Raw genomic sequence first — 18,493 nt, forward strand, 5'->3', positions numbered from 1 at the left:
CCGCGGCACGGGCTGGGTCCGGTCCGCGGTGGCACCCGACCCCGGGGCCTGCGGCCCGCGCCGCTACCGGCGCCTCACGCGATCCCGTGCCGGCACCCGCAGGCCCGACGCCCGCAGCCGACGGATCAGCTCCTTGGCACTGACCAGCTCCGCGCCGAGTGCGACCAGCTCCTCGATCCGCTGGTCCGGCACGTCGTAGTGGTCCCGGTCGAACCCGCGCTCGGGGATGCCCGCCCGGGCGGCGAACGCGTGCAGCTCCTCCAGCGACGAGTCGCTGACCAGGTGCCCCCAGAGCATGCCGTGGTTCGGCCACATCGGAGGGTCCACGAGCACGGTCACCGCCCGAGCGTAGGCGCGTCCCCGCGTTGGCTACACGGTGAACAGGCGCGACGCCTGCGACTCGGCCTCGGCGTACGTGCGGGCCGCCGACTGCATCGCCGCGACGATCTGCTCGAGCGACGCGTCCAGACGCGTCTCGGTGGCCGTCCAGTCGGCCAGCACCCCGGTGAACGCCGTGGCAGCCGCACCGCGCCACGACCCCTGCAGCTCGGCCAGCTGCCGGTGCATCGCCGCGACCTCGCTGCGGATCGTCCCGGCGCGCGCCTGCACGCTCGCCGCCGCCGTCGCGACCTGCGCGCTGTCGACCTCGTACCTGGTCATCGGACCTCCATCGGTGAGGGCCGGGCGTTCCCGGCTCATGCCACGGGACGCTAGAAGCGTCGACGGCGCGACATCGGCCCGTCGGCGCGGTCGGGGGAGACGTGCGCGGATGCGCGGGCTGTGGGCGGCTCGACGAGAAACAGGCCCACCCGCACACAGGACGGCGGGGCGGCGGCGACAGGAACGTCAGGTGCGAGCGGCGTTCGAGCCCTCGTCTGCGGTCCCGTGCCCGGTGTGGGCGGCGGCCTCGGAGGCGGCGGCATCGATCCCGCGCAGCTCCTTCTCCAGCCGCTGCAGCTCGCCCGACAGGTTCTGCCGCGCAGGCTCCTCCCAGGCCGACCCGAGAGGGCTGACGAAGAGCGAGGGCCGGGCGAGGAGCTTGTGGATGATGCGGACGCGCGCGCGCACGTAGTCCTCGAGCGGCAGGTGCGAGTACTCGGCGCGGATGTCCTGCACGTACGCCTTGTACTTCTGCGGCTCGGTGGCGAGCATCGCCAGGTCGGCGTCGCACAGGACCGCGCAGTCGAAGTCCGCGGGGTTCGGGGCGTGCCGGACGAGGGCGACGACGAGGTCGTGCACGCGCTGGGCGCGGGCCTCGGGGACGCCGAGGGCGATCAGCTCGTCGAAGGCCAGGCGCGCGCTGGCTATCTCGTCCTCGCCGCCGCGGTTGGCGTACGCCTTGCGGTCGGCGGCGTCGAAGATCGCGCCGTGGTACCAGGCGGCGAGCCGTACGACGTCGGGCTGGTGGGTCTCCTCGACCAGCTCGTCGACGCGGATGAGCACGTCGACCAGGTGCTTCAGGTTGTGGAACGACCGGCCGGGCGAGCCCCAGCGGTCCACGAGCGCCTGACCGGCGTCGCGGATCTGCTCGGTGGGGGCGGTGGCACCGGCCCCGACGGCGCTGCGTACGAACGCGGACAACAACCACTGCGGTGCGTCATGGACGCCCATGGATCAGCCTTACTCCGACGGCAGGAACCCGCCATGTTAGCCCTCACACCTGAGGGTCGTGGGCCGGAACGGGGAGCGCGATCTGGACGGTCGTCCCACCTCCCGGTGTCTGTGCCAGCCGCACCGAGCCGTCGTGCGCGGCGACGATCGCGGCGACGATCGCCATGCCCAGGCCCGCCCCGCCGGAGTCGCGGCCGCGGCTGGCATCGACGCGGTAGAACCGCTCGAACACACGCGTGGCGTGCTCCGGGTCGATGCCGGGTCCGTGGTCGCGCACCTCGATCGCGCCCTCGCCGCTCGGCAGGAGGCCGACGGCGATCTCGACGGGCGTGCCGGGCGGGGTGTGCTGGACGACGTTCCCGACGAGGTTCGCGAGCACCTGACGCAGCCGCGACTCCTCGCCGACGACGACACACGGACCGGCCTGCGCGCCGTCCTGGAGCGGGACCAGCCGGGTGGGACGGGCGGGGTCGAGGGCGTGCAGGTCGCTGACGGCGTCCGCGGCGAGCACGGTGAGGTCGACGGGGCCGGTGCGCATCGGGCGGCCCTCGTCGAGCCGGGCCAGCGCGAGCAGGTCCTCGACGAGCGCACCCATGCGGGTCGCGGACTGCTCGATGCGGCGCATGGTGTCGTCAACCTGGTCGGTCGTGGTCAGAGCGCCCATCCGGTACAGCTCGCCGTAGCCGCGGATGGTGGCCAGGGGGGTGCGCAGCTCGTGGGAGGCGTCGGCGACGAACCGTCGCATGCGTGCCTCGGACGCGGTCTGCGCGCCGAACGCCTGCTCGATCTGCGCGAGCATCCCGTTGAGCGCGGCGGAGAGGCGGCCGACCTCGGTGTGCTCGGACGCGGCGGGCACGCGCTGGGACAGGTCGCCGGCGGCGATCGCGGCGGCGGTGGTCTCGATCTCGCGCAGCGGCTTGAGGGACCGGCGGACCGCCCACGTGCCGGCTGCTGCGCCGAGGAGCACGATGCCGAGCCCGGTGAGCAGCAGGACGAGGCTCATGTGCCGGACCGTGCGCTCGATGTCGCCCAGCGGCAGGGCCACGACGATGGAGCCTGCAGGTGTGCCGTCCGAGGTGTAGATCGGGTAGGCGACGGCTCGCCAGGAGGAGCCGGCCCGCGTGGAGTCGACCGTGAACGGCTCGCCCTCGTTGGCCTCGAGCTGCGCGGTGGTCAGGTCCGGGACGGTCGGGGTGCCGTAGCGGGCGGCCGCGGACGGCGAGATGCTGGCGTCGTCGACGTTCCCGACCTCGACGCGGACGTAGTAGTCGCTGGGCGTCATGCTGCTGCCGAAGCCGCGGCTGAGCGACTGCACCGTGTTCTGGGCCAGCTCCTCGCTCTCGGTCCGCAGCTTGTTGTCGACCTGCCCGACGAGCGTGCCACCGAGCAGCGCGGCGCTGGTGGCGCCCGCCAGCACGAGGCCGACGGCCAGCAGGACGGTGACGATGCCGACGAGCCGGGAGACGAGCGTCGTGCCCGCCCACCAGCCCCGCAACGGGCCGAGGCGCCGAGGAGGGGCGGGCGGAGAGTCCTCGTCGACCGCGACCTCAGCCGTCACGACGACTCGCGCAGCAGGTACCCCACCCCGCGCTTGGTGTGGATGAGCGCGGGCAGGCGCCTGCCGTCGGCGTCGTCGAGCTGGTCGATCTTGCGCCGCAGGTAGGAGATGTAGGACTCGACGATGTTCGCGTCGCCGCCCCAGTCGTACTGCCAGACGTGGTCGAGGATCTGCGACTTCGACAGCACGCGGCCGGGGTTGAGCATGAGGTAGCGCAGGAGCTTGAACTCGGTGGGGGACAGGTCGACGGGATGCCCGGCGCGGACCACCTCGTGGGAGTCCTCGTCGAGCTCGAGGTCGGCGTACCGCAGCACGCTGGTGTCGTCGTCGAGACCCGGCCGGGTGCGGCGCAGGACCGCGCGGATCCGGGCGACGACCTCCTCCAGGCTGAACGGCTTGGTGACGTAGTCGTCGCCGCCGACGGTCAGGCCCTGGACCTTGTCGGCGGTGTCGTCGCGCGCGGTGAGGAAGAGCACGGGGACGTGCTGGCCCTTCTCCCGCAGCCGGCGGGTGACGGTGAACCCGTCCATGTCGGGGAGCATCACGTCGAGCACCACGAGGTCCGGCTCGACCTCGCGGGCGAGTCGCAGCGCGGAGCTCCCGTCGGCGGCGGCGTAGACCTCGAAGCCGGCGAACCGCAGGGAGGTCGCCAGCAGCTCGCGGATGTTCGGCTCGTCGTCGACGACGAGCAGACGCGCCTCGGGCGTGCCGGACGGGTGGGAAGTCGACATGGGTCGAGTCTCCACCTGGAGACTGGGAGTTCGCTGGGTGAACGCCGGACGTCGAGCCGGTCATGACGCGCACGCGTGACAGAATTCACCTGCCCGCGAATATGGACGACTGACCTGCAAGGGGACAGATGGGTCATCCGTTCCCTGTGATCGGACCATCCGACGGGGGTACCGTCTCCGCGTGACCACCCCCCTGCACGGCGACCGTCGCCCGGTCGTCACCGTCATCCAGAGCTCTCCCGACGTCCCCCTCGACCGCTTCGGCGAGTGGCTCGGCGACGTCGAGCTGCGCATCGTCGCGGCGTTCGCCGGTGAGAGCGTTCCCGTCGCGGGCGAGGTCGGCGACGGCCTCGTCGTCCTCGGCGGGCACATGTCGGCCTATGACGACGCGACCGCCCCGTGGCTGCCGGAGCTGCGCGAGCTGCTCGCCGACGCCAGCACCCAGGGCGTCCCCACGCTCGGCATCTGCCTCGGCGCCCAGCTGCTCGCCGCAGCGCGTGGCGGCCGCGTGCAGGTGGCGGCCCCTCCCGGGCGCGAGTCCGGGATCGTCGACGTGCGCTGGCGCCCCGAGGCCGCCGGTGACGCCGTCGTCGGCGCCGTCGCGGCGCTCGCGGACAGTCGCCACAGCACCCCGCAGCCGAGCATGCACGCGGACGCCGTCGTCGACCTGCCCCGCGGCGCGGTCTGGCTGGCGTCGTCGGCCATGTACCCGTACCAGGCGTTCCGCATCGGATCCGCGTGGGGCGTGCAGTTCCACCCCGAGGCCGGCGCGGACACCCTGCGCGGCTGGGCCGACAGCCACGACGACGTCGACACCGACGTCGTGCTGGCCGCCTACGTCGCTCGGCAGGACGAGGTCGAGGCCGTGGGTCGCGCGCTGGCCGAGTCGTTCGCGGCCCACGTGCGTGCGAGCGCCGACGAGCCCGAGGCCGTCTCCGTCTGACGACACACGAGAGCGCCCGACCCCACGGGTCGGGCGCTCTCGTCATGCCTACGAGGGCTCGCTCGCGGGGTCGAGCCCCAGGTCCTCCGCGTCCACGATCGAGTACGCGTACCCCTGCTCGGCGAGGAAGCGCTGCCGGTGGGCGGCGAAGTCCTGGTCGACGGTGTCGCGGGCGACGACGGTGTAGAAGTGCGCGGTCCGACCGTCGCCCTTGGGGCGCATGATCCGGCCGAGCCGCTGCGCCTCCTCCTGGCGGGACCCGAACGAGCCGGACACCTGGATGGCGACGGACGCCTCGGGCAGGTCGATCGAGAAGTTGGCGACCTTGCTGACGACGAGCTTGGTGATGTCGCCGGCCCGGAACGCGTCGAACAGCCGCTGGCGCTCGTGCACGGTGGTCTCGCCGGTGATGAGGTCGGCGTCCAGGTGCTCCGCGAGCGTGTGGAGCTGGTCCAGGTACTGCCCGATCACCAGCGTCGGGTCGCCCTCGTGCTTGGCGACGAGCTGCTCCACCACCCGGTTCTTCCCGCGGGCGGTGGCGGCGAGCCGGTACTTCTCCTCCGGCTCCGCGGTCGCGTAGGCCATGCGGTCGGCGTCGGGCAGCGTGAGGCGGACCTCGACGCAGTCGGCGGGCGCGATGTAGCCCTGCGCCTCGATGTCCTTCCAGGGGGCGTCGAATCGCTTGGGCCCGATGAGGCTGAACACCTCGTCCTCGCGGCCGTCCTCGCGCACCAGGGTCGCGGTCAGGCCGAGCCTGCGACGCGCCTGCAGGTCCGCGGTCATCCGGAAGATCGGCGCCGGGAGCAGGTGGACCTCGTCGTAGACCACGAGGCCCCAGTCGCGGGCGTCGAGCAGCTCGAGGTGCGTGTACACGCCCTTCCGCTTCGTCGTGAGCACCTGGTACGTCGCGATGGTGACCGGGCGGATCTCCTTGCGCGCGCCGGAGTACTCGCCGATCTCGTCCTCGGTGAGCGACGTGCGCTTGACCAGCTCGTCGCGCCACTGCCGGGCGCTGACGGTGTTGGTCACCAGGATGAGGGTCGTCGTCGACGAGCGGGCCATGGCCCCCGCGCCGACCAGCGTCTTGCCGGCGCCACAGGGGAGCACGACGACGCCCGAGCCGCCGTGGAAGAAGCCGTCGACGGCCTGCTGCTGGTACGGGCGCAGCGCCCACCCGTCCTCGAGCAGGTCGATCTGGTGCGCCTCGCCGTTGACGTAGCCGGCGAGGTCCTCCGCCGGCCAGCCGAGCTTGAGCAGCACCTGCTTGAGATGGCCGCGCTCGGACGGGTGCACGATCACGTCGGTCGCGTCGATGCGGGCACCGAGCAGGCCGGCGGTGCGCTTGGAGCGGACCACCTCGACCAGCACCGCCGGGTCCAGGGCGTGCAGGACCAGGCCGTGCACCGGGTCCTGGATGAGCTGCAGCCGGCCGTAGCGGGACATCGTGTCGGCGACGTCGACCAGCAGCGCGTGCGGCACGGGGTAGCGCGAGTACTGGAGCAGGACGTCGACCACCTGCTCGGCGTCGTGGCCAGCGGCGCGCGCGTTCCACAGGCCCAGCGGCGTCAGCCGGTACGTGTGCACGTGCTCGGGGGCGCGCTCCAGCTCCGCGAACGGGGCGATCGCGCGACGGCAGGCCTCCGCCTGGTCGTGGTCGACCTCGAGCAGGAGCGTCTTGTCGCTCTGCACGATGAGGGGGCCGTTGGTCACGAAGTCTCCTGTTGCTCGTCTGACGGTGTCGCGCGGGTGACGGTCGCGATGCGGTGCACCGCCACCGTCAGCTCGGACTCACGAGCGGTATCGATGGCCCGCAGCCGGCCGCCCTCGACCCGCAGGGGTCGCAGCAGCCGCCGCTGCGGGACGCCGTGGGAGCCGACCAGCTCGACCCACACCTCGGCCTTCTCGGCCGCCGCCTCACGCAGGAGCACCAACGCGTCGACGGGGTCGGCTGTTCCCGCACCCGGTGCGGGTGCGCTCGCGGGGGCCGGCGGGCGACGTGCCGGTGCGGGAAGGATCGTGCCCGGCACGCGCTCGGCCTCGTCGGCCTTGCGCTCGGCCTCGGCCCGCCGCAGCTGTGGCACCAGGGCGAGCAGCCGGTCGTCGGTGAGAGTCTCCCGGGCGCTCGTGGGCGCAGCGTCCGACGCCCGACGGCGGGCGCCCGCGGTGGCGCGGCGGCCGACGCGACGGATCGCCGACACCACGTGCACGACCTGCCCGTCCGGCCCTTCGGCGACGGGCGCCAGACCGTGGGCCCGCAGGGCTTCGACCAGCTCGCGGGCCGGTGCCTGCGCCGCCAGGACGGTCGGCGCCAGGCGGATCAGGCCGAGCGACGCCAGTCGCGGGTCCTCCGCCAGACCGGCCAGCAGCGAGGGGTCGTCGGCCCGGACGTAGCCCGCGGCGGACCCGACCCGGAGGCGACCGTGGCGTCGTGCGGCGTCCCGGACCAGGTACTCCAGCGGCTGCGGCACGCCCGCCCGGGCGTGGGCGGCCAGCTCGGCGATCAGCCCGTCGGCGGTGGCTCCGGCGTCCAGGGCGCGGCGGACGGACTCCGGGGTGAACCGGACGGTCAGCGCGCCGCCGCGGGACTCGACGTGGGCCGTGCGGTCCAGGAGGTCCTCCAGCTCGGGGCTGGGCCGTCCCGGGACGACACCGGTGAGGTCACCCTGCAGGAGGATCTCGTCGACGGCGGGGGGTAGGGCCGCGGCGAGCGCGTCCGCGGGGTCCGCGGCGCCGACCAGCGGAGCCGTCTCCAGGAGCAGCGCGCGGCCCGCGTCGGACAGGGCACCCGCGCCGAGGATGCCCAGGCGGCCGGCCTCGACGAGCATCGCGTGGACCGCGGCGGGCGGCGGCACGGACCGCGGGGTCCGCCAGCGCAGGACGGCGACGACGTGCGCGGCGTCCATCGCGGTCCCCGGCGGGGTGTCCGCGAGCACATCGAGCACGGCACGCCGCAGCCGCGGCGCCCAGGTCCGCTGCAGCTCGGGGTCGAGCGCGGCCCGCACCCCGCCGCGGTCGTCCCTGCTGCCGACGAGCCACGGCGTGCGCAGGGTCGAGCGCCACGTGCGGGCCAGGGCGGCCCAGCGGTCGGGCACGTCGCGAACCGCCCACTCGTCGACCGCGACCGTCGGCGCGAACGACGGGTTGTCCTCGCCGTCGTCGGCGACGAAGGCCGCGGCGCCCGCGAGCTCGATGACGAAGGCGGCCTCCGCCTCGTCCGTCTCCAGGTGGGACGCCACGCGCCGCAGCTCGCGCACGCCCAGGCCGCCGCCGCGCAGCACACCGGGCGGTGCCTGCTCCCAGAGGCGGACCAGCCGGGCGACGAGGAGCACGATCCGCTCGCCCGCGGCGGCCGACTCGGCGGCGACCAGCGTGTGGCTCCGGTGCGGGAGGTCGTCCGGGAGCTGCGGTGGGAATGCCGGGGCCGCGTGCGTGCGACCTCCGCGCAGGGCGAGGGCGACCTCGCGGGGCAGGACGACGTGGCGCGAGTCCCCGGGCAGGAGCAGGTGGCGACGGAGCAGCCAGTCGACGGCCGCGGCGGCCGCGGTGCTGTTGGACGGCGCCAGCCCGATCGGCGGACCCCACAGCAGGGCGTCCAGCACCGGGCGTGCACCCGCGGGTGCGGTCCCCAGGAGCGTCGGCAGGTCGTCGAGGTCGACGGGCTCCGCCGGGGTGCCGCGGCGGATGCCCGCGTCGGCCGACGCCAGGCCCGCCGGGTAGGGGCCGAGGATCTCGGCGAGGCCGGGTGACGGCTGGAGCGGGGCGTCCGGGGCGTCGGAGTCCGGGTAGACCAGGGTGCCGATCACGGCGAGCCGCAGCGCCCGCTCGACCAGCCGGGCGCCGGTCTCGTCCGTCGCGCCGACCGCCGCGGGGAGGTCTGCCGCGGTGACCGGGCCGGGGTCGGAGAGTGCCACGACCGCCTCGATCACCTCTAGCACGCTGGCATCGACGCCTGCGAGCGCCCGTTCCAGGCTGGACCGGCTGGTCGCGCGGACCGCGAGGGACGAGAGGGTCGCGGGAGACGGGGACGCCAGGTCCGGTCGGCTGCGCAGGAGCGCGACGAGCTCGTCGTCGCTGCGTTCGCGCAGGTAACCGGTGAACGTGGGCATCCGCACAACCTTACGCGGCGCAGGGCGTCGACGGGGGCTTGGCTACTGACCAGTAACGGCGGGCGGTGCGCGGTGTGCCTCCTCGACGGTCTCAGACCGTCGAGGGCCGATCACGACTCCTGGCGGGCCGGGTCCACGCTCTGCACCTGCCAGGCCTGACCGTCGTGCACGAGGACGAGGGTCACGATGAAGTGCACGATGTCCGGCGCCACCCGCGGCGTCTCGTACATGTCCATGGTCACCGTGAAGGTGCCCGGTGCGTCCTCGGTGGCGGTGACCGTCCGGATGTCGACGGCCTGCTTCGACGCCGGGTCCGGGTTGGCGGCCCCGTCGGCCACAGCCCCGCAGGTGGTGCAGGCGGGGCTGCTGAGGGCCGTCCACGGCGCGACGTCCCCGGTCCTGAGCACGTACGGGTAGAGCTCCATGAGGTAGCGCGCGACGTCCTGGGCGCCCTCGACGCTCGCGGTCTGGTCCAGGGCTGCCGGAGCGGTCGGTGACGAGCCGTCCGTCGGCGCGGCCGGTGTCTCGGTCGTCTCAGGGCTGGCGGTCTCGGTCGCCGTCGGCGCGACCGACGTGGCCACGGTCGGGGTGGGGGTCGGCTCAGCAGGCGTCGAGCCTCCGCAGCCTGCGATGGTCGCGACGGCGAGCCCGACGGCGAACGGGAGCGTGAGCACGCGGTGCGAAAGCATGGCCGCGAGCGTAGTGGCGCCCGGCCCGCGGGCGTCTGGCAGTCTCGACACGTGCCACTCTCGCCCGAGACCCTCGCCGCCCTGCGCTCCGACGCCGCCGCGCAGCTGCCCTCGCTCGTCGAGCTGCGCCGTGCCCTGCACCGCACCCCGGAGATCGGTCTCGACCTGCCCGTCACCCAGCAGCTCGTGCTGGACGCGATCGCACCGCTCGACCTCGAGGTCCGCACGGGCTCCGGGCTGAGCTCGGTGGTCGCGGTGCTGCGCGGCGGTCGCCCCGGCCCGGCCGTCCTGCTGCGCGGGGACATGGACGCCCTCCCCGTCACCGAGGACTCCGGCGAGCCGTTCGCCTCCGAGCGTGACGGCGTCATGCACGCGTGCGGCCACGACCTGCACGTCGCCGGGCTCGTCGGCGCGGCACGGCTCCTGGCGGACCGTCGCGACCAGCTCGCGGGCGACGTCGTCCTCATGTTCCAGCCCGGGGAGGAGGGCGACCACGGGGCGCGCCTGATGATCGACGAGGGCGTGCTCGACGCGGCAGGCTCGCGCGTCGTCGCCGCGTACGGCCTGCACGTGATGTCGTCCGTGCTGCCGACCGGCCTGGTCGCCTCGAAGGCCGGCACCATGCTGGCCGCCGCCGACTCGGTGGTCGTCACCGTCCAGGGCCGCGGCGGCCACGGGTCGATGCCGCACCTCGCTGCGGACCCCGTGCCCGTCGCCGCCGAGATCGTCCTCGCGCTGCAGGCGATGGTCACGCGCCAGTTCGACGTGTTCGACCCGGTCGTCGTCACGGTCGGCAGGATCGCGGCCGGCACGACGAACAACGTCATCCCCGCGACCGCCGTGCTGGAGGCGACCGTCCGCTCGTTCTCCGAGGCGACGCACGCGCTGGTCCCCGAGCGGTTCACCCGTGTGGTCGACGGCATCGCCGCCGCACACGGTCTCACCGCGACCGTCGACTACCGGCGCGGGTACCCGGTCACGTCGAACACGCCCGCCGAGGTGGACCGCCTGTCCGGCCTGGTCCGCGAGATGCTCGGCGAGCAGGCGTACCTGACCGCCCCTCAGCCGCTGTCCGGTGCCGAGGACTTCTCCTACGTGCTGCAGCAGGTGCCCGGCACGTACTTCGGCCTCGGCGCGACCCCCGTCGGCGAGGACCCCGCGACCGCCGCGTACAACCACTCCGCCCAGGCCCGGTTCGCGGAGGAGTCGCTCGCCGTCGGACCGGCGGTCCTCACGGCGCTGGCGATGGACCGCCTGGCCGAGGGCGGGTAGGTCTACGCGCAGCCGACGCAGGTCGTGGCGGTGGGGCGCGCCTCGAGCCGGCCGGCCGCGATCGGCTCGCCGCACCGGGTGCAGATCCCGTAGGTGCCGTCCTCGATCCGGGCCAGCGCGTCGTCGACCGACTCGAGCCGCGCCTCCGCGTCGCGGACCAGGGCGTCCACCTGGGCCCGTTCGAACGCGATCGTCGCCCCCTCGGGGTCGTGCTCGTCGTCGGCGTTGCTGTCGCGGGACGCGTCGACGACCGCACGGTGCTCGCCCTGCAGGGCGGCCAGGCGCTCGAGGGTCTGCGTGCGCAGGTCCTCGAGGCGGGAGCGGGCGTCCGTGGTCGCGGTCATGACCAGCACAACGCCGAACCGTCGGTGAGCCTTCCGGACGCGGTCCGAGCCCTGCGGGGATTTTCGCGGGCCGTGGCCGGTAACCTTGTGGCCAGTACGTCTTCTTCTCATGAACGGGGTTCACCGTGCCTACCGGCAAGGTCAAGTGGTTCGACACCGAGCGCGGCTTCGGGTTCATCGCCGGCGACGACGGCGGCGAGGTCTTCCTGCACGCGTCGGCACTGCCCGAGGGCGTCAACGCGCCGAAGCCCGGCGCCAAGGTCGACTACGGCGTCGCCGACGGCCGGCGCGGTCCGCAGGCCCTGTCGGTCAAGCTGCTGGACCCCGTGCCCTCTGTCGCGAAGGCGTCGCGCAAGCCCGCCGACGACATGGCCGTCATCATCGAGGACCTCATCAAGGTCCTCGACCGCGTCGGCAACGACCTGCGTCGTGGCCGCTACCCCGAGAAGGCTCGTGGGGTTCAGTACGCCGCCCTGCTGCGAGCCGTCGCGGACGACATCGAGGCCTGAGCATGCCTGCAGCAACCAAGGACGCGGTCCTCGGATCGGCCGTCGACCTGGCCCGTGAGGTCGCGGTCGGCCTGGCCGAGGACCCCTCCGACGTCGGCGAGTACCTCGGCATGGTCGTCGAGGGCGAGCGGCTGGTGTCCCACCGGTTCGCGTCCGCCGCCCGCGGCTACCGCGGCTGGGAGTGGACCGTCACGGTCGCCCGCGTGCCGCGCGGCCGGACCGCCACCGTCTGCGAGGCCGAGCTGCTGCCCGGCCCCGACGCGGTGCTCGGGCAGGCGTGGCTGCCGTGGTCGGAGCGCATCCGCCCCGGCGACATCGGCCCCGGCGACGTCCTGCCGTTCAAGGCCGACGACCCGCGTCTCGAGCCCGGCTGGACCCCGACGGGGGACCCCGAGCTGGACGACGTCGCGATCGACGAGCTCGCCCTGGCCCGCGTGCGGGTGCTGTCGCCGGAGGGTCGCGACGAGGCCGCCGAGCGCTGGTACCGCGGCCCGCACGGTCCGACGAGCGCCGGCTCGCTCGCCTCGGCCGCCGCGTGCGGCAGCTGCGGGTTCCTGGTGCCGCTGCAGGGGTCGCTGGGCCAGGTCTTCGGTGTCTGCACCAACCAGTGGTCGCCCGACGACGGTGTCGTCGTCAGCGTCGACCACGGCTGCGGCGCCCACTCCGAGACCGACGCGGAGGCCCCGCCGACCGACTGGCCCGCTCCCGACCCGTTGATCGACGAACTGAGCCTCGAACTGGTCCAGCTGGCTCAGCCCGCGGCGCCGGACGAGCCGGAGGCCGCTCCGACCGTCGAGACGCCGACGGACGAGGTCGCGACCGACGAGGTCGTTACCGACGAGGCCCCGACGGACGAGGTCGCGACCGACGAGGTCGCGACCGATGAGGCTCCGGTCGACGAGGCCCCGACCGACGAGGCGGCGACCGACGAGGTCGTCACCGACGAGGCTCAGCCCGAGGAGACCGTGCCCGTCGAGGTTCCGACGGACGACGCCGGTCCCGACGACGCGTCGGTCGAGTCCCCGGAGTCGACCGACGCCCCGGACCTCGACGCACCGGACGACACGACCCCTCCCGACTCCGCCGAGGAGTCCCCGGCCCGCCCCGACCCGGAGCCGTGACCGCCGACGCCTTCGGGACGGCCGCCCTGCGCGCGGCCGTCCTGGGGGCGTGGCGGGTCTCCCCGGCGAGGCTGCGGGAGGACGCCAACACGGAGGAGGACCACGCCCGCGGCTACTACCGCGACCGCGTGGTCGTCGAGCTCGCACAGAACGCCGCCGACGCGGCCACGCGCGCGGGGGTGCCGGGTCGGCTGCTCCTGCGGCTGGCACGCACGGAGGGCGACCGGCTGGTGCTGGTCGCCGCGAACACGGGTGCACCCCTCGACGCGGACGGCGTCGGGTCGCTGGTGTCGATGCGGGCGTCGGCCAAGCGCGACGACGCCCGGGCGGTCGGCCGGTTCGGCGTGGGGTTCGCCGCGGTCAGGTCGGTGTCCGACGAGATCTCGGTGCTGTCCACCACGGGCGGCTTGCGGTTCAGCGTGGCCGACACGGCGGAGCTGCTCGCGGAGTCGGCGCAGGACAACCTGGCGCTGGCGGACGAGGTGCGCCGCCGCGACCGTTCCCTGCCGGCGCTCCGGCTCCCGTTCCCCGCCGAGGGCACCCCGCCGACCGGCTACGACACCGCGGTGGTCCTGGAGCTGCGGGACGAGGTCGCGGCCGACGAGGTGCGCTCGCTCCTGCACGACGTGGGCGACCCGCTGCTGCTGGCGCTGCCGGGCCTGGTCGAGATCGTGGTCGACGACGACACCGGCCCGGTCCGGCGGCTGGCGGACGTCGCGGAGCGCTGGACCGTCGCGACGGGGGAGGGTGAGCTGCCCCTGGCCCTGATGGCCGACCGCCCGGTGGAGGAGCGTTCGGCCCGGGCGTGGCGGGTCACGTGGGCGCTCCCCCGGGTGGAGCTCGCTCGCGCGGAGCAGGTGGTGCACGCGCCGACGCCGACCGACGAGCCCTGCACGGTGCCCGCGCTGCTCGTCGCGACGTTCCCGCTGGACCCGTCCCGCCGCCACGTCGCGCAGGGCGCGCTCACCGAGGCCGTCCTCGACCATGCCGCCGACGTGTACGCGCGCCTGGCGCACGGCCGCGCGGCCGCCGGGCACGACGCCCTCGCTCTGGTCCCGACGGGCCTCGCCGCGGGCGCTCTCGACGCCGCCCTGCGGGACCGCATCGTCGACCGCCTGACGCGCACGCCGCTGCTCGTCCCTGCAGCGCCCGTCGACGACGGCGGGCTCGTCGTCCCCGAGCGGGCCGTGGCCCTGGCGGGCTCGTCGGTGCACGACCCGGGCGCCCTGGCCGCGCTGGGTCGCCGGGTGGCGGCGCTCGTCGTCCTGCCGACCGGGCGCGAGTCGCAGGCGCGGGCGGTCGGCGTGGAGATCCGCTCGCTGGCGGACGTCGTCGAGGACCTGCCGGCCGCGAGCGACGGCGGCTGGGTCGACCTGTACGAGGCCCTCGCGCTCCTCGCCGACGACCCGCAGTCCCGCGAGGCCCTGGGCGCTGTTCCGGTGCCGCTGGCCGACGGCCGCGTGGTGCGGGGCGCCCGGGGCACCGTCGTGCTCGACCCCGGGCTCGTGGAGCGCCTCGGCGAGCGCGCCCTGGAGACGCTGGGCCGCTGGGGCGTCCGCGTGGTCGACCCCGCGGCGGCGCACCCCGTGCTGGAGCGGCTCGGCGCGCAGGCGCCCGACGCCCTGGGCCTGCTCACGCACGACACGGTCCGCCAGGCCGTCGTGGAGCTCTCCGACGACGAGAGCGAGGCCGACGACGTCGTCGACACGGTCCTCGCCCTCGTCGGCGCGACGGAGGGCGCCACCCTGCCCAGCGACGCGCTGCCATGGCTCGGTCTGCTCCCGCTCCCCGCCGCGGACGGTGACCGCACCCCCGCGGACAGCCTCGTCCTGCCCGGCTCTCCCGCGGCGCAGCTGCTCGACGACCGCGTCCTGGGCACCGTGTCGGCGGACGCGGTGGACCGCTGGGGCGCGCAGGTGCTCACCGCGGTCGGGGTCCGCGCCGACCTGGTCCTGGTCCGTGTCCCGGACGTCCTCGCCGACCCTGCCTCGCTGCGGGACGGCGCGACGGACTCCCCGACCCTGGCCGCGCAGTCGCTGGACGGCTGGGACGACTACCTCAGCCACCTGGGGGAGCGGCTCGGTCGCGGGGCGTACGTGGGGGAGGCGGTGGCGGTCGCCGACCTGGACGCCGTCGACCCGGAGGCGTGGCCGCGGGTGCTCGGACGCATCGCGGGGGAGCCGGCGCTGCGCCGGGCGCTCGTCGACCCGGTGCGCGGTGAGTCGTCGGCCCTGGCGCCGTCGTACACGTCGTGGTGGCTGCGGGAACGGTCCGAGCTGGGTCTCGGGCGGCCGTTCGCCGTCGGGGACCGTCTGAGCGCGCTGCTGCCCGCCGCGCCGGACGCCGTCGCCCACCTGGACGCCTCGGTGCAGCGGGCGCTCGGCGGCGTGGCCTCGCTCGAGGAGCTCGACGGTGCCGGGTGGACGCACCTGCTCGACGCCTGGGGGCCGATCGGCGTCCCGGTCGACCCCGAGCTCGCCGTCGCCGTGTGGCGGTCGATGGCTCCCGACGAGCCCCCGGAGCGGCTGCCCGCGGTCGTCGGACCCGGCCGCGTGGCCGTCGTGCACGCCGAGGACGCCGCCGTCGCCGACCACCCGATGTGGTACCAGCGCACCGACGTGGCGGCCCTGGTGCCGGGCACGGAGGCGACCGCCGCCCTGCTCGACCTGCCGTTCGCCGGCGACCTGGCCGACGGCGCGGTGACGTCGGGCGGCGAGGTCGACGACGTCCCCGCCGACGTGCGGACGCTGCTCCCCGACGCACCGGACACCTGGGTGCAGCACGACGACCTGCTGGTGGACGGGGCCCCCGTCGACTGGTGGGTCGAGGACTCGGTCGTGCACGCGGTCCACCTCGCGGGCCTCGCGGCGGGTCTCGCGCAGGCGGCCGACCGGTGGGACCTGCGCTACGCGGTCGAGGTCCTGCTCACGGCTCCGGACCGCGCTGCGGAGATCGCCCTGGACGTGGTCGAGGGGGGTCGCCGGGAGGGGAGACTGTCCGATCTGTCCGGAAGCGGATAACCTCCCGGAGGTGCACCCGTTCCCCGCCGTCCCGGACAGCCGCCCAAGTCGGCGAGCGCTGCGGTCGGCGACGCCTCGGCGGCACTGGCTCCGCACGGCATCCCTGGCGCTGGTCTGCACGTTGGCCCTGGTCGCGGTCCCGTTCGCACTGACCTCGCCCACCGTCCAGCCCCACATCCCCGACGCCTTCGAGCTGGCGGCTCCGCGCGACGGCGGCCCCGTCTCCCGGTCGGGAGGCCGCGCGCCGGCTGCTGAGTCGGCGGCGCCGACCACGGACACCCCGGCCACGGAGGCCCCGGTCACGGGCACCCCGACGAGCGACACCCCGGCGGCCGCAGCACCGGTCGTCCCGGCGCCCGCTCCGGAACCCGCCCCCGCCCCGGTCCCCGCCGCGCCGACGATGGTCGAGCAGATCGTCACCCGCACCAACGAGGAGCGAGCCGCGGCCGGCCTGCCCGCCCTGGCCGTCTCGGACTGCGCCGCGCAGCAGGCGGTCGCGCGCACGGCGTTGCTCGCCGCGGAGAACCGGTTCGAGCACGACCCGCTGGAGCCCATCCTCGAGGCCTGCGCCGCACGGGCAGTCGGCGAAAACCTGGCCCTCGGCTACCCGACGGCCCTGGCCGTCGTCGCCGGCTGGATGGGGTCCGACGGCCACCGCGCGAACATCCTCAGCCCGACGTACACGCACATCGGTGTCGGCTGCACCGAGGGCCCTCGGGGCATCCTGTGCGCTCAGGTGTTCGTGGCCTGAGCGGCGCGCGTCAGCGCCGGCGTTCTGAGTTCCGGCGGGCCCACAGCACACCGAAGAGCCCCAGGAGCACGCCGGTCGCGCACACCCACGCGGGCATCCACGACGCCTCGTCGCTCCCCGCCAGCACGACGGCGACGACGAACGCGACCGCCCAGACGCCCGTACCGACGAGCATGACCCGTCCGAGGTCGACGTCGACCGGCGGCGGCGGGGTCCGGGTCGGGTGCAGCAACCGGGCGATCAGCGAGGGCACCGGCAGAGCCTAGTCGGCCGGTGTGGAAGACCGTTATCGCATCGTCAGACGCACGAAACACAGGTCTGCGACACTGCGCGCATGTCTACGACCCCCACTGCGCAGACGGAACGCACTGCGCCCCCGACGAACGCTGTCGACCGCTACTTCAAGATCACCGAGCGCGGCTCGACCATCGGTACCGAGATCCGCGGTGGTCTCGTCACCTTCTTCACGATGAGCTACATCATCGTGCTCAACCCCCTGATCATCGGCACGGTCCGCTCCGGCGACGGGCTGTTCCTCGGCGGCGGTGACGTCCCGAACCTGACGGCCGTCGCGGCGACCACCGCGCTCGTCGCGGGCGTCCTGACCATCCTCATGGGCGTCGTCGCCAACTTCCCGCTGGCCCTCGCCGCGGGGCTCGGCCTCAACGCCGTCGTGGCCTACTCCATCGCTGCCCTGCCGGACATGTCCTGGCAGGACGCCATGGGCATCGTCGTGCTCGAGGGCCTAATCATCCTCGTCCTCGTGCTGACCGGGTTCCGGGCGGCGGTGTTCCGGTCGGTCCCCGTGGAGCTCAAGACGGCGATCAGCGTCGGCATCGGCCTGTTCATCGCGTTCATCGGCCTGGTGGACGCGGGCTTCGTGCGGATCCCCGCCAGCATGGCCGTCCCCGTGGAGCTCGGCATCGGCGGGTCGCTGGGCAGCTGGCCGCTGCTGGTGTTCGTGTTCGGGCTGATGCTCGCGATCATCCTCATGGTCCGCAATGTCAAGGGCGCCATCCTCATCGCGATCGTCTCGGCGACCGTGCTGGCGTTCATCATCGAGCTCGTCGGCAACATCGGCAGCAAGACGGACGAGACCGGCGCCGTGGTCAACCCCGCCGGGTGGGCCCTCGACGTCCCGTCCTGGCCCGAGGGCGGCATCTTCGCGACCCCCGACTTCTCGCTCGTCGGCCAGTTCTCCCTCTTCGGCTCCATCGAGTCCATCGGGGTCGTCGCCGTCCTGCTGCTCGTGTTCTCGCTCCTGCTCGCGGACTTCTTCGACACGATGGGCACGATGGTCGCCGTCGGCAGCGAGGCGAAGCTGCTGGACCAGGACGGCAACCCGATCGGCACCCAGAAGATCCTCGTCGTCGACTCGATCGCGGCAGCCGCCGGTGGCGCGGGCAGCGTCTCGTCGAACACCAGCTACATCGAGTCCGCCTCGGGCGTCGGCGACGGTGCCCGGACCGGTCTCGCCTCCGTGGTGACCGGCATCGCGTTCCTGCTGGCCACGTTCCTGGCCCCGCTGGTCTCCATGGTCCCGTTCGAGGCGGCCACCCCGGCGCTCATCGTCGTCGGGTTCCTCATGGTCACGCAGATCACCGGCATCGACTGGAAGAACTGGGAGCTCGCCATCCCGGCGTTCCTCACCATCATCCTGATGCCGTTCACCTACTCCATCACCGCGGGCATCGGCGCGGGCATCATCACCTTCGTCGTCATCAAGCTGGCCGTCGGCAAGGTCCGCGACATCCACGCGTTCATGTGGGTGGCGTCGGCGATGTTCCTCGTCTACTTCCTCATCGGCCCGATCAAGAGCCTGCTGGGCGTCTAGCAGC

17 protein-coding genes are annotated in these 18,493 nt (G+C 74.2%); 7 read left to right on the forward strand and 10 right to left on the reverse strand.

Annotation, left to right across the window (positions count from 1 at the left end; genetic code table 11):
- Positions 1 to 63 precede the first annotated feature (63 nt).
- From ASD16_RS11580 to ASD16_RS11600, 5 genes are all read right to left on the reverse strand, one after another.
- The gene (locus ASD16_RS11580) at positions 64 to 339 is read right to left on the reverse strand and encodes a DUF4031 domain-containing protein (RefSeq protein WP_055917050.1); all 276 of its coding nucleotides are present in this window, start codon (positions 337 to 339) and stop codon (positions 64 to 66) included.
- 30 nt (positions 340 to 369) lie between these two features.
- Entirely contained in the window at positions 370 to 660 is a 291-nt protein-coding gene (locus ASD16_RS11585; protein WP_055917053.1) for a WXG100 family type VII secretion target, read from the reverse strand.
- Positions 661 to 846: 186 nt separating this feature from the next.
- Positions 847 to 1,611 (reverse strand): hypothetical protein, encoded by a 765-nt coding sequence (locus ASD16_RS11590; protein ID WP_055917055.1) that lies wholly within the window; start codon positions 1,609 to 1,611, stop codon positions 847 to 849.
- A gap of 43 nt (positions 1,612 to 1,654) precedes the next feature.
- A complete protein-coding gene (locus ASD16_RS11595) occupies positions 1,655 to 3,169 on the reverse strand; it encodes a cell wall metabolism sensor histidine kinase WalK (protein ID WP_082570788.1) in 1,515 nt (504 codons plus the stop codon).
- The gene (locus ASD16_RS11600) at positions 3,166 to 3,900 is read right to left on the reverse strand and encodes a response regulator transcription factor (protein ID WP_055917059.1); all 735 of its coding nucleotides are present in this window, start codon (positions 3,898 to 3,900) and stop codon (positions 3,166 to 3,168) included. Before ASD16_RS11600 ends, ASD16_RS11595 begins: the two co-directional genes overlap by 4 nt.
- A 181-nt stretch (positions 3,901 to 4,081) precedes the next feature.
- Between ASD16_RS11600 and ASD16_RS11605 the strand changes: the two genes are divergently transcribed.
- Positions 4,082 to 4,843: a type 1 glutamine amidotransferase gene (locus tag ASD16_RS11605; RefSeq protein ID WP_082570789.1), complete on the forward strand. Its 762-nt coding sequence runs from the start codon at positions 4,082 to 4,084 to the stop codon at positions 4,841 to 4,843.
- Between the two features lie 48 nt (positions 4,844 to 4,891).
- Here ASD16_RS11605 and ASD16_RS11610 read toward each other — a convergent pair whose 3' ends face one another.
- The 3 genes from ASD16_RS11610 to ASD16_RS11620 all read right to left on the reverse strand — a co-directional run bounded on the left by ASD16_RS11610 (position 4,892) and on the right by ASD16_RS11620 (position 9,638).
- Positions 4,892 to 6,553 carry a DNA repair helicase XPB gene (locus ASD16_RS11610; protein ID WP_055917063.1) on the reverse strand — a complete coding sequence of 554 codons (1,662 nt, stop codon included), beginning with the start codon at positions 6,551 to 6,553 and terminating at the stop codon, positions 4,892 to 4,894.
- The gene (locus tag ASD16_RS11615; protein WP_055917066.1) at positions 6,550 to 8,949 is read right to left on the reverse strand and encodes a helicase-associated domain-containing protein; all 2,400 of its coding nucleotides are present in this window, start codon (positions 8,947 to 8,949) and stop codon (positions 6,550 to 6,552) included. The genes ASD16_RS11610 and ASD16_RS11615 overlap by 4 nt, the downstream gene beginning before the upstream one ends.
- 110 nt (positions 8,950 to 9,059) lie before the next feature.
- Positions 9,060 to 9,638, reverse strand: coding sequence for a DUF6318 family protein (locus ASD16_RS11620; RefSeq protein ID WP_157453901.1), 579 nt, complete (start codon positions 9,636 to 9,638; stop codon positions 9,060 to 9,062).
- A 51-nt stretch (positions 9,639 to 9,689) separates the two neighbouring features.
- Here ASD16_RS11620 and ASD16_RS11625 point away from each other — a divergent pair, with 51 nt between their 5' ends.
- A complete protein-coding gene (locus tag ASD16_RS11625; protein WP_082570790.1) occupies positions 9,690 to 10,910 on the forward strand; it encodes a M20 family metallopeptidase in 1,221 nt (406 codons plus the stop codon).
- Between the two features lie 2 nt (positions 10,911 to 10,912).
- Here ASD16_RS11625 and ASD16_RS11630 read toward each other — a convergent pair whose 3' ends face one another.
- Positions 10,913 to 11,254: a TraR/DksA C4-type zinc finger protein gene (locus tag ASD16_RS11630; RefSeq protein ID WP_055918342.1), complete on the reverse strand. Its 342-nt coding sequence runs from the start codon at positions 11,252 to 11,254 to the stop codon at positions 10,913 to 10,915.
- A gap of 125 nt (positions 11,255 to 11,379) precedes the next feature.
- Between ASD16_RS11630 and ASD16_RS11635 the strand changes: the two genes are divergently transcribed.
- The 4 genes from ASD16_RS11635 to ASD16_RS11650 are packed head-to-tail and all read left to right on the forward strand — an operon-like array spanning position 11,380 to position 16,655.
- Positions 11,380 to 11,763, forward strand: a complete 384-nt coding sequence (locus ASD16_RS11635) for a cold-shock protein (protein ID WP_055917071.1) — start codon at positions 11,380 to 11,382, stop codon at positions 11,761 to 11,763.
- Positions 11,764 to 11,765: 2 nt separating this feature from the next.
- Positions 11,766 to 12,884, forward strand: coding sequence for a DUF3027 domain-containing protein (locus tag ASD16_RS11640; RefSeq protein WP_082570791.1), 1,119 nt, complete (start codon positions 11,766 to 11,768; stop codon positions 12,882 to 12,884).
- Positions 12,881 to 15,904, forward strand: coding sequence for an ATP-binding protein (locus tag ASD16_RS11645; protein WP_055917074.1), 3,024 nt, complete (start codon positions 12,881 to 12,883; stop codon positions 15,902 to 15,904). The genes ASD16_RS11640 and ASD16_RS11645 overlap by 4 nt, the downstream gene beginning before the upstream one ends.
- Before the next feature lie 10 nt (positions 15,905 to 15,914).
- Positions 15,915 to 16,655 carry a CAP domain-containing protein gene (locus ASD16_RS11650; RefSeq protein ID WP_157453902.1) on the forward strand — a complete coding sequence of 247 codons (741 nt, stop codon included), beginning with the start codon at positions 15,915 to 15,917 and terminating at the stop codon, positions 16,653 to 16,655.
- Between the two features lie 10 nt (positions 16,656 to 16,665).
- On the opposite strand, the gene ASD16_RS11655 is transcribed toward ASD16_RS11650, so the two are convergent.
- Complete coding sequence (locus tag ASD16_RS11655; RefSeq protein WP_055917080.1) at positions 16,666 to 16,908, reverse strand: DUF2530 domain-containing protein; 243 nt, start codon at positions 16,906 to 16,908, stop codon at positions 16,666 to 16,668.
- 81 nt (positions 16,909 to 16,989) lie between these two features.
- Here ASD16_RS11655 and ASD16_RS11660 point away from each other — a divergent pair, with 81 nt between their 5' ends.
- Positions 16,990 to 18,489: an NCS2 family permease gene (locus ASD16_RS11660; RefSeq protein WP_055917083.1), complete on the forward strand. Its 1,500-nt coding sequence runs from the start codon at positions 16,990 to 16,992 to the stop codon at positions 18,487 to 18,489.
- The last annotated feature ends 4 nt before the right edge of the window (positions 18,490 to 18,493 follow it).

The organism is Cellulomonas sp. Root485 (assembly GCF_001426705.1).
Classification (GTDB): domain Bacteria; phylum Actinomycetota; class Actinomycetes; order Actinomycetales; family Cellulomonadaceae; genus Cellulomonas.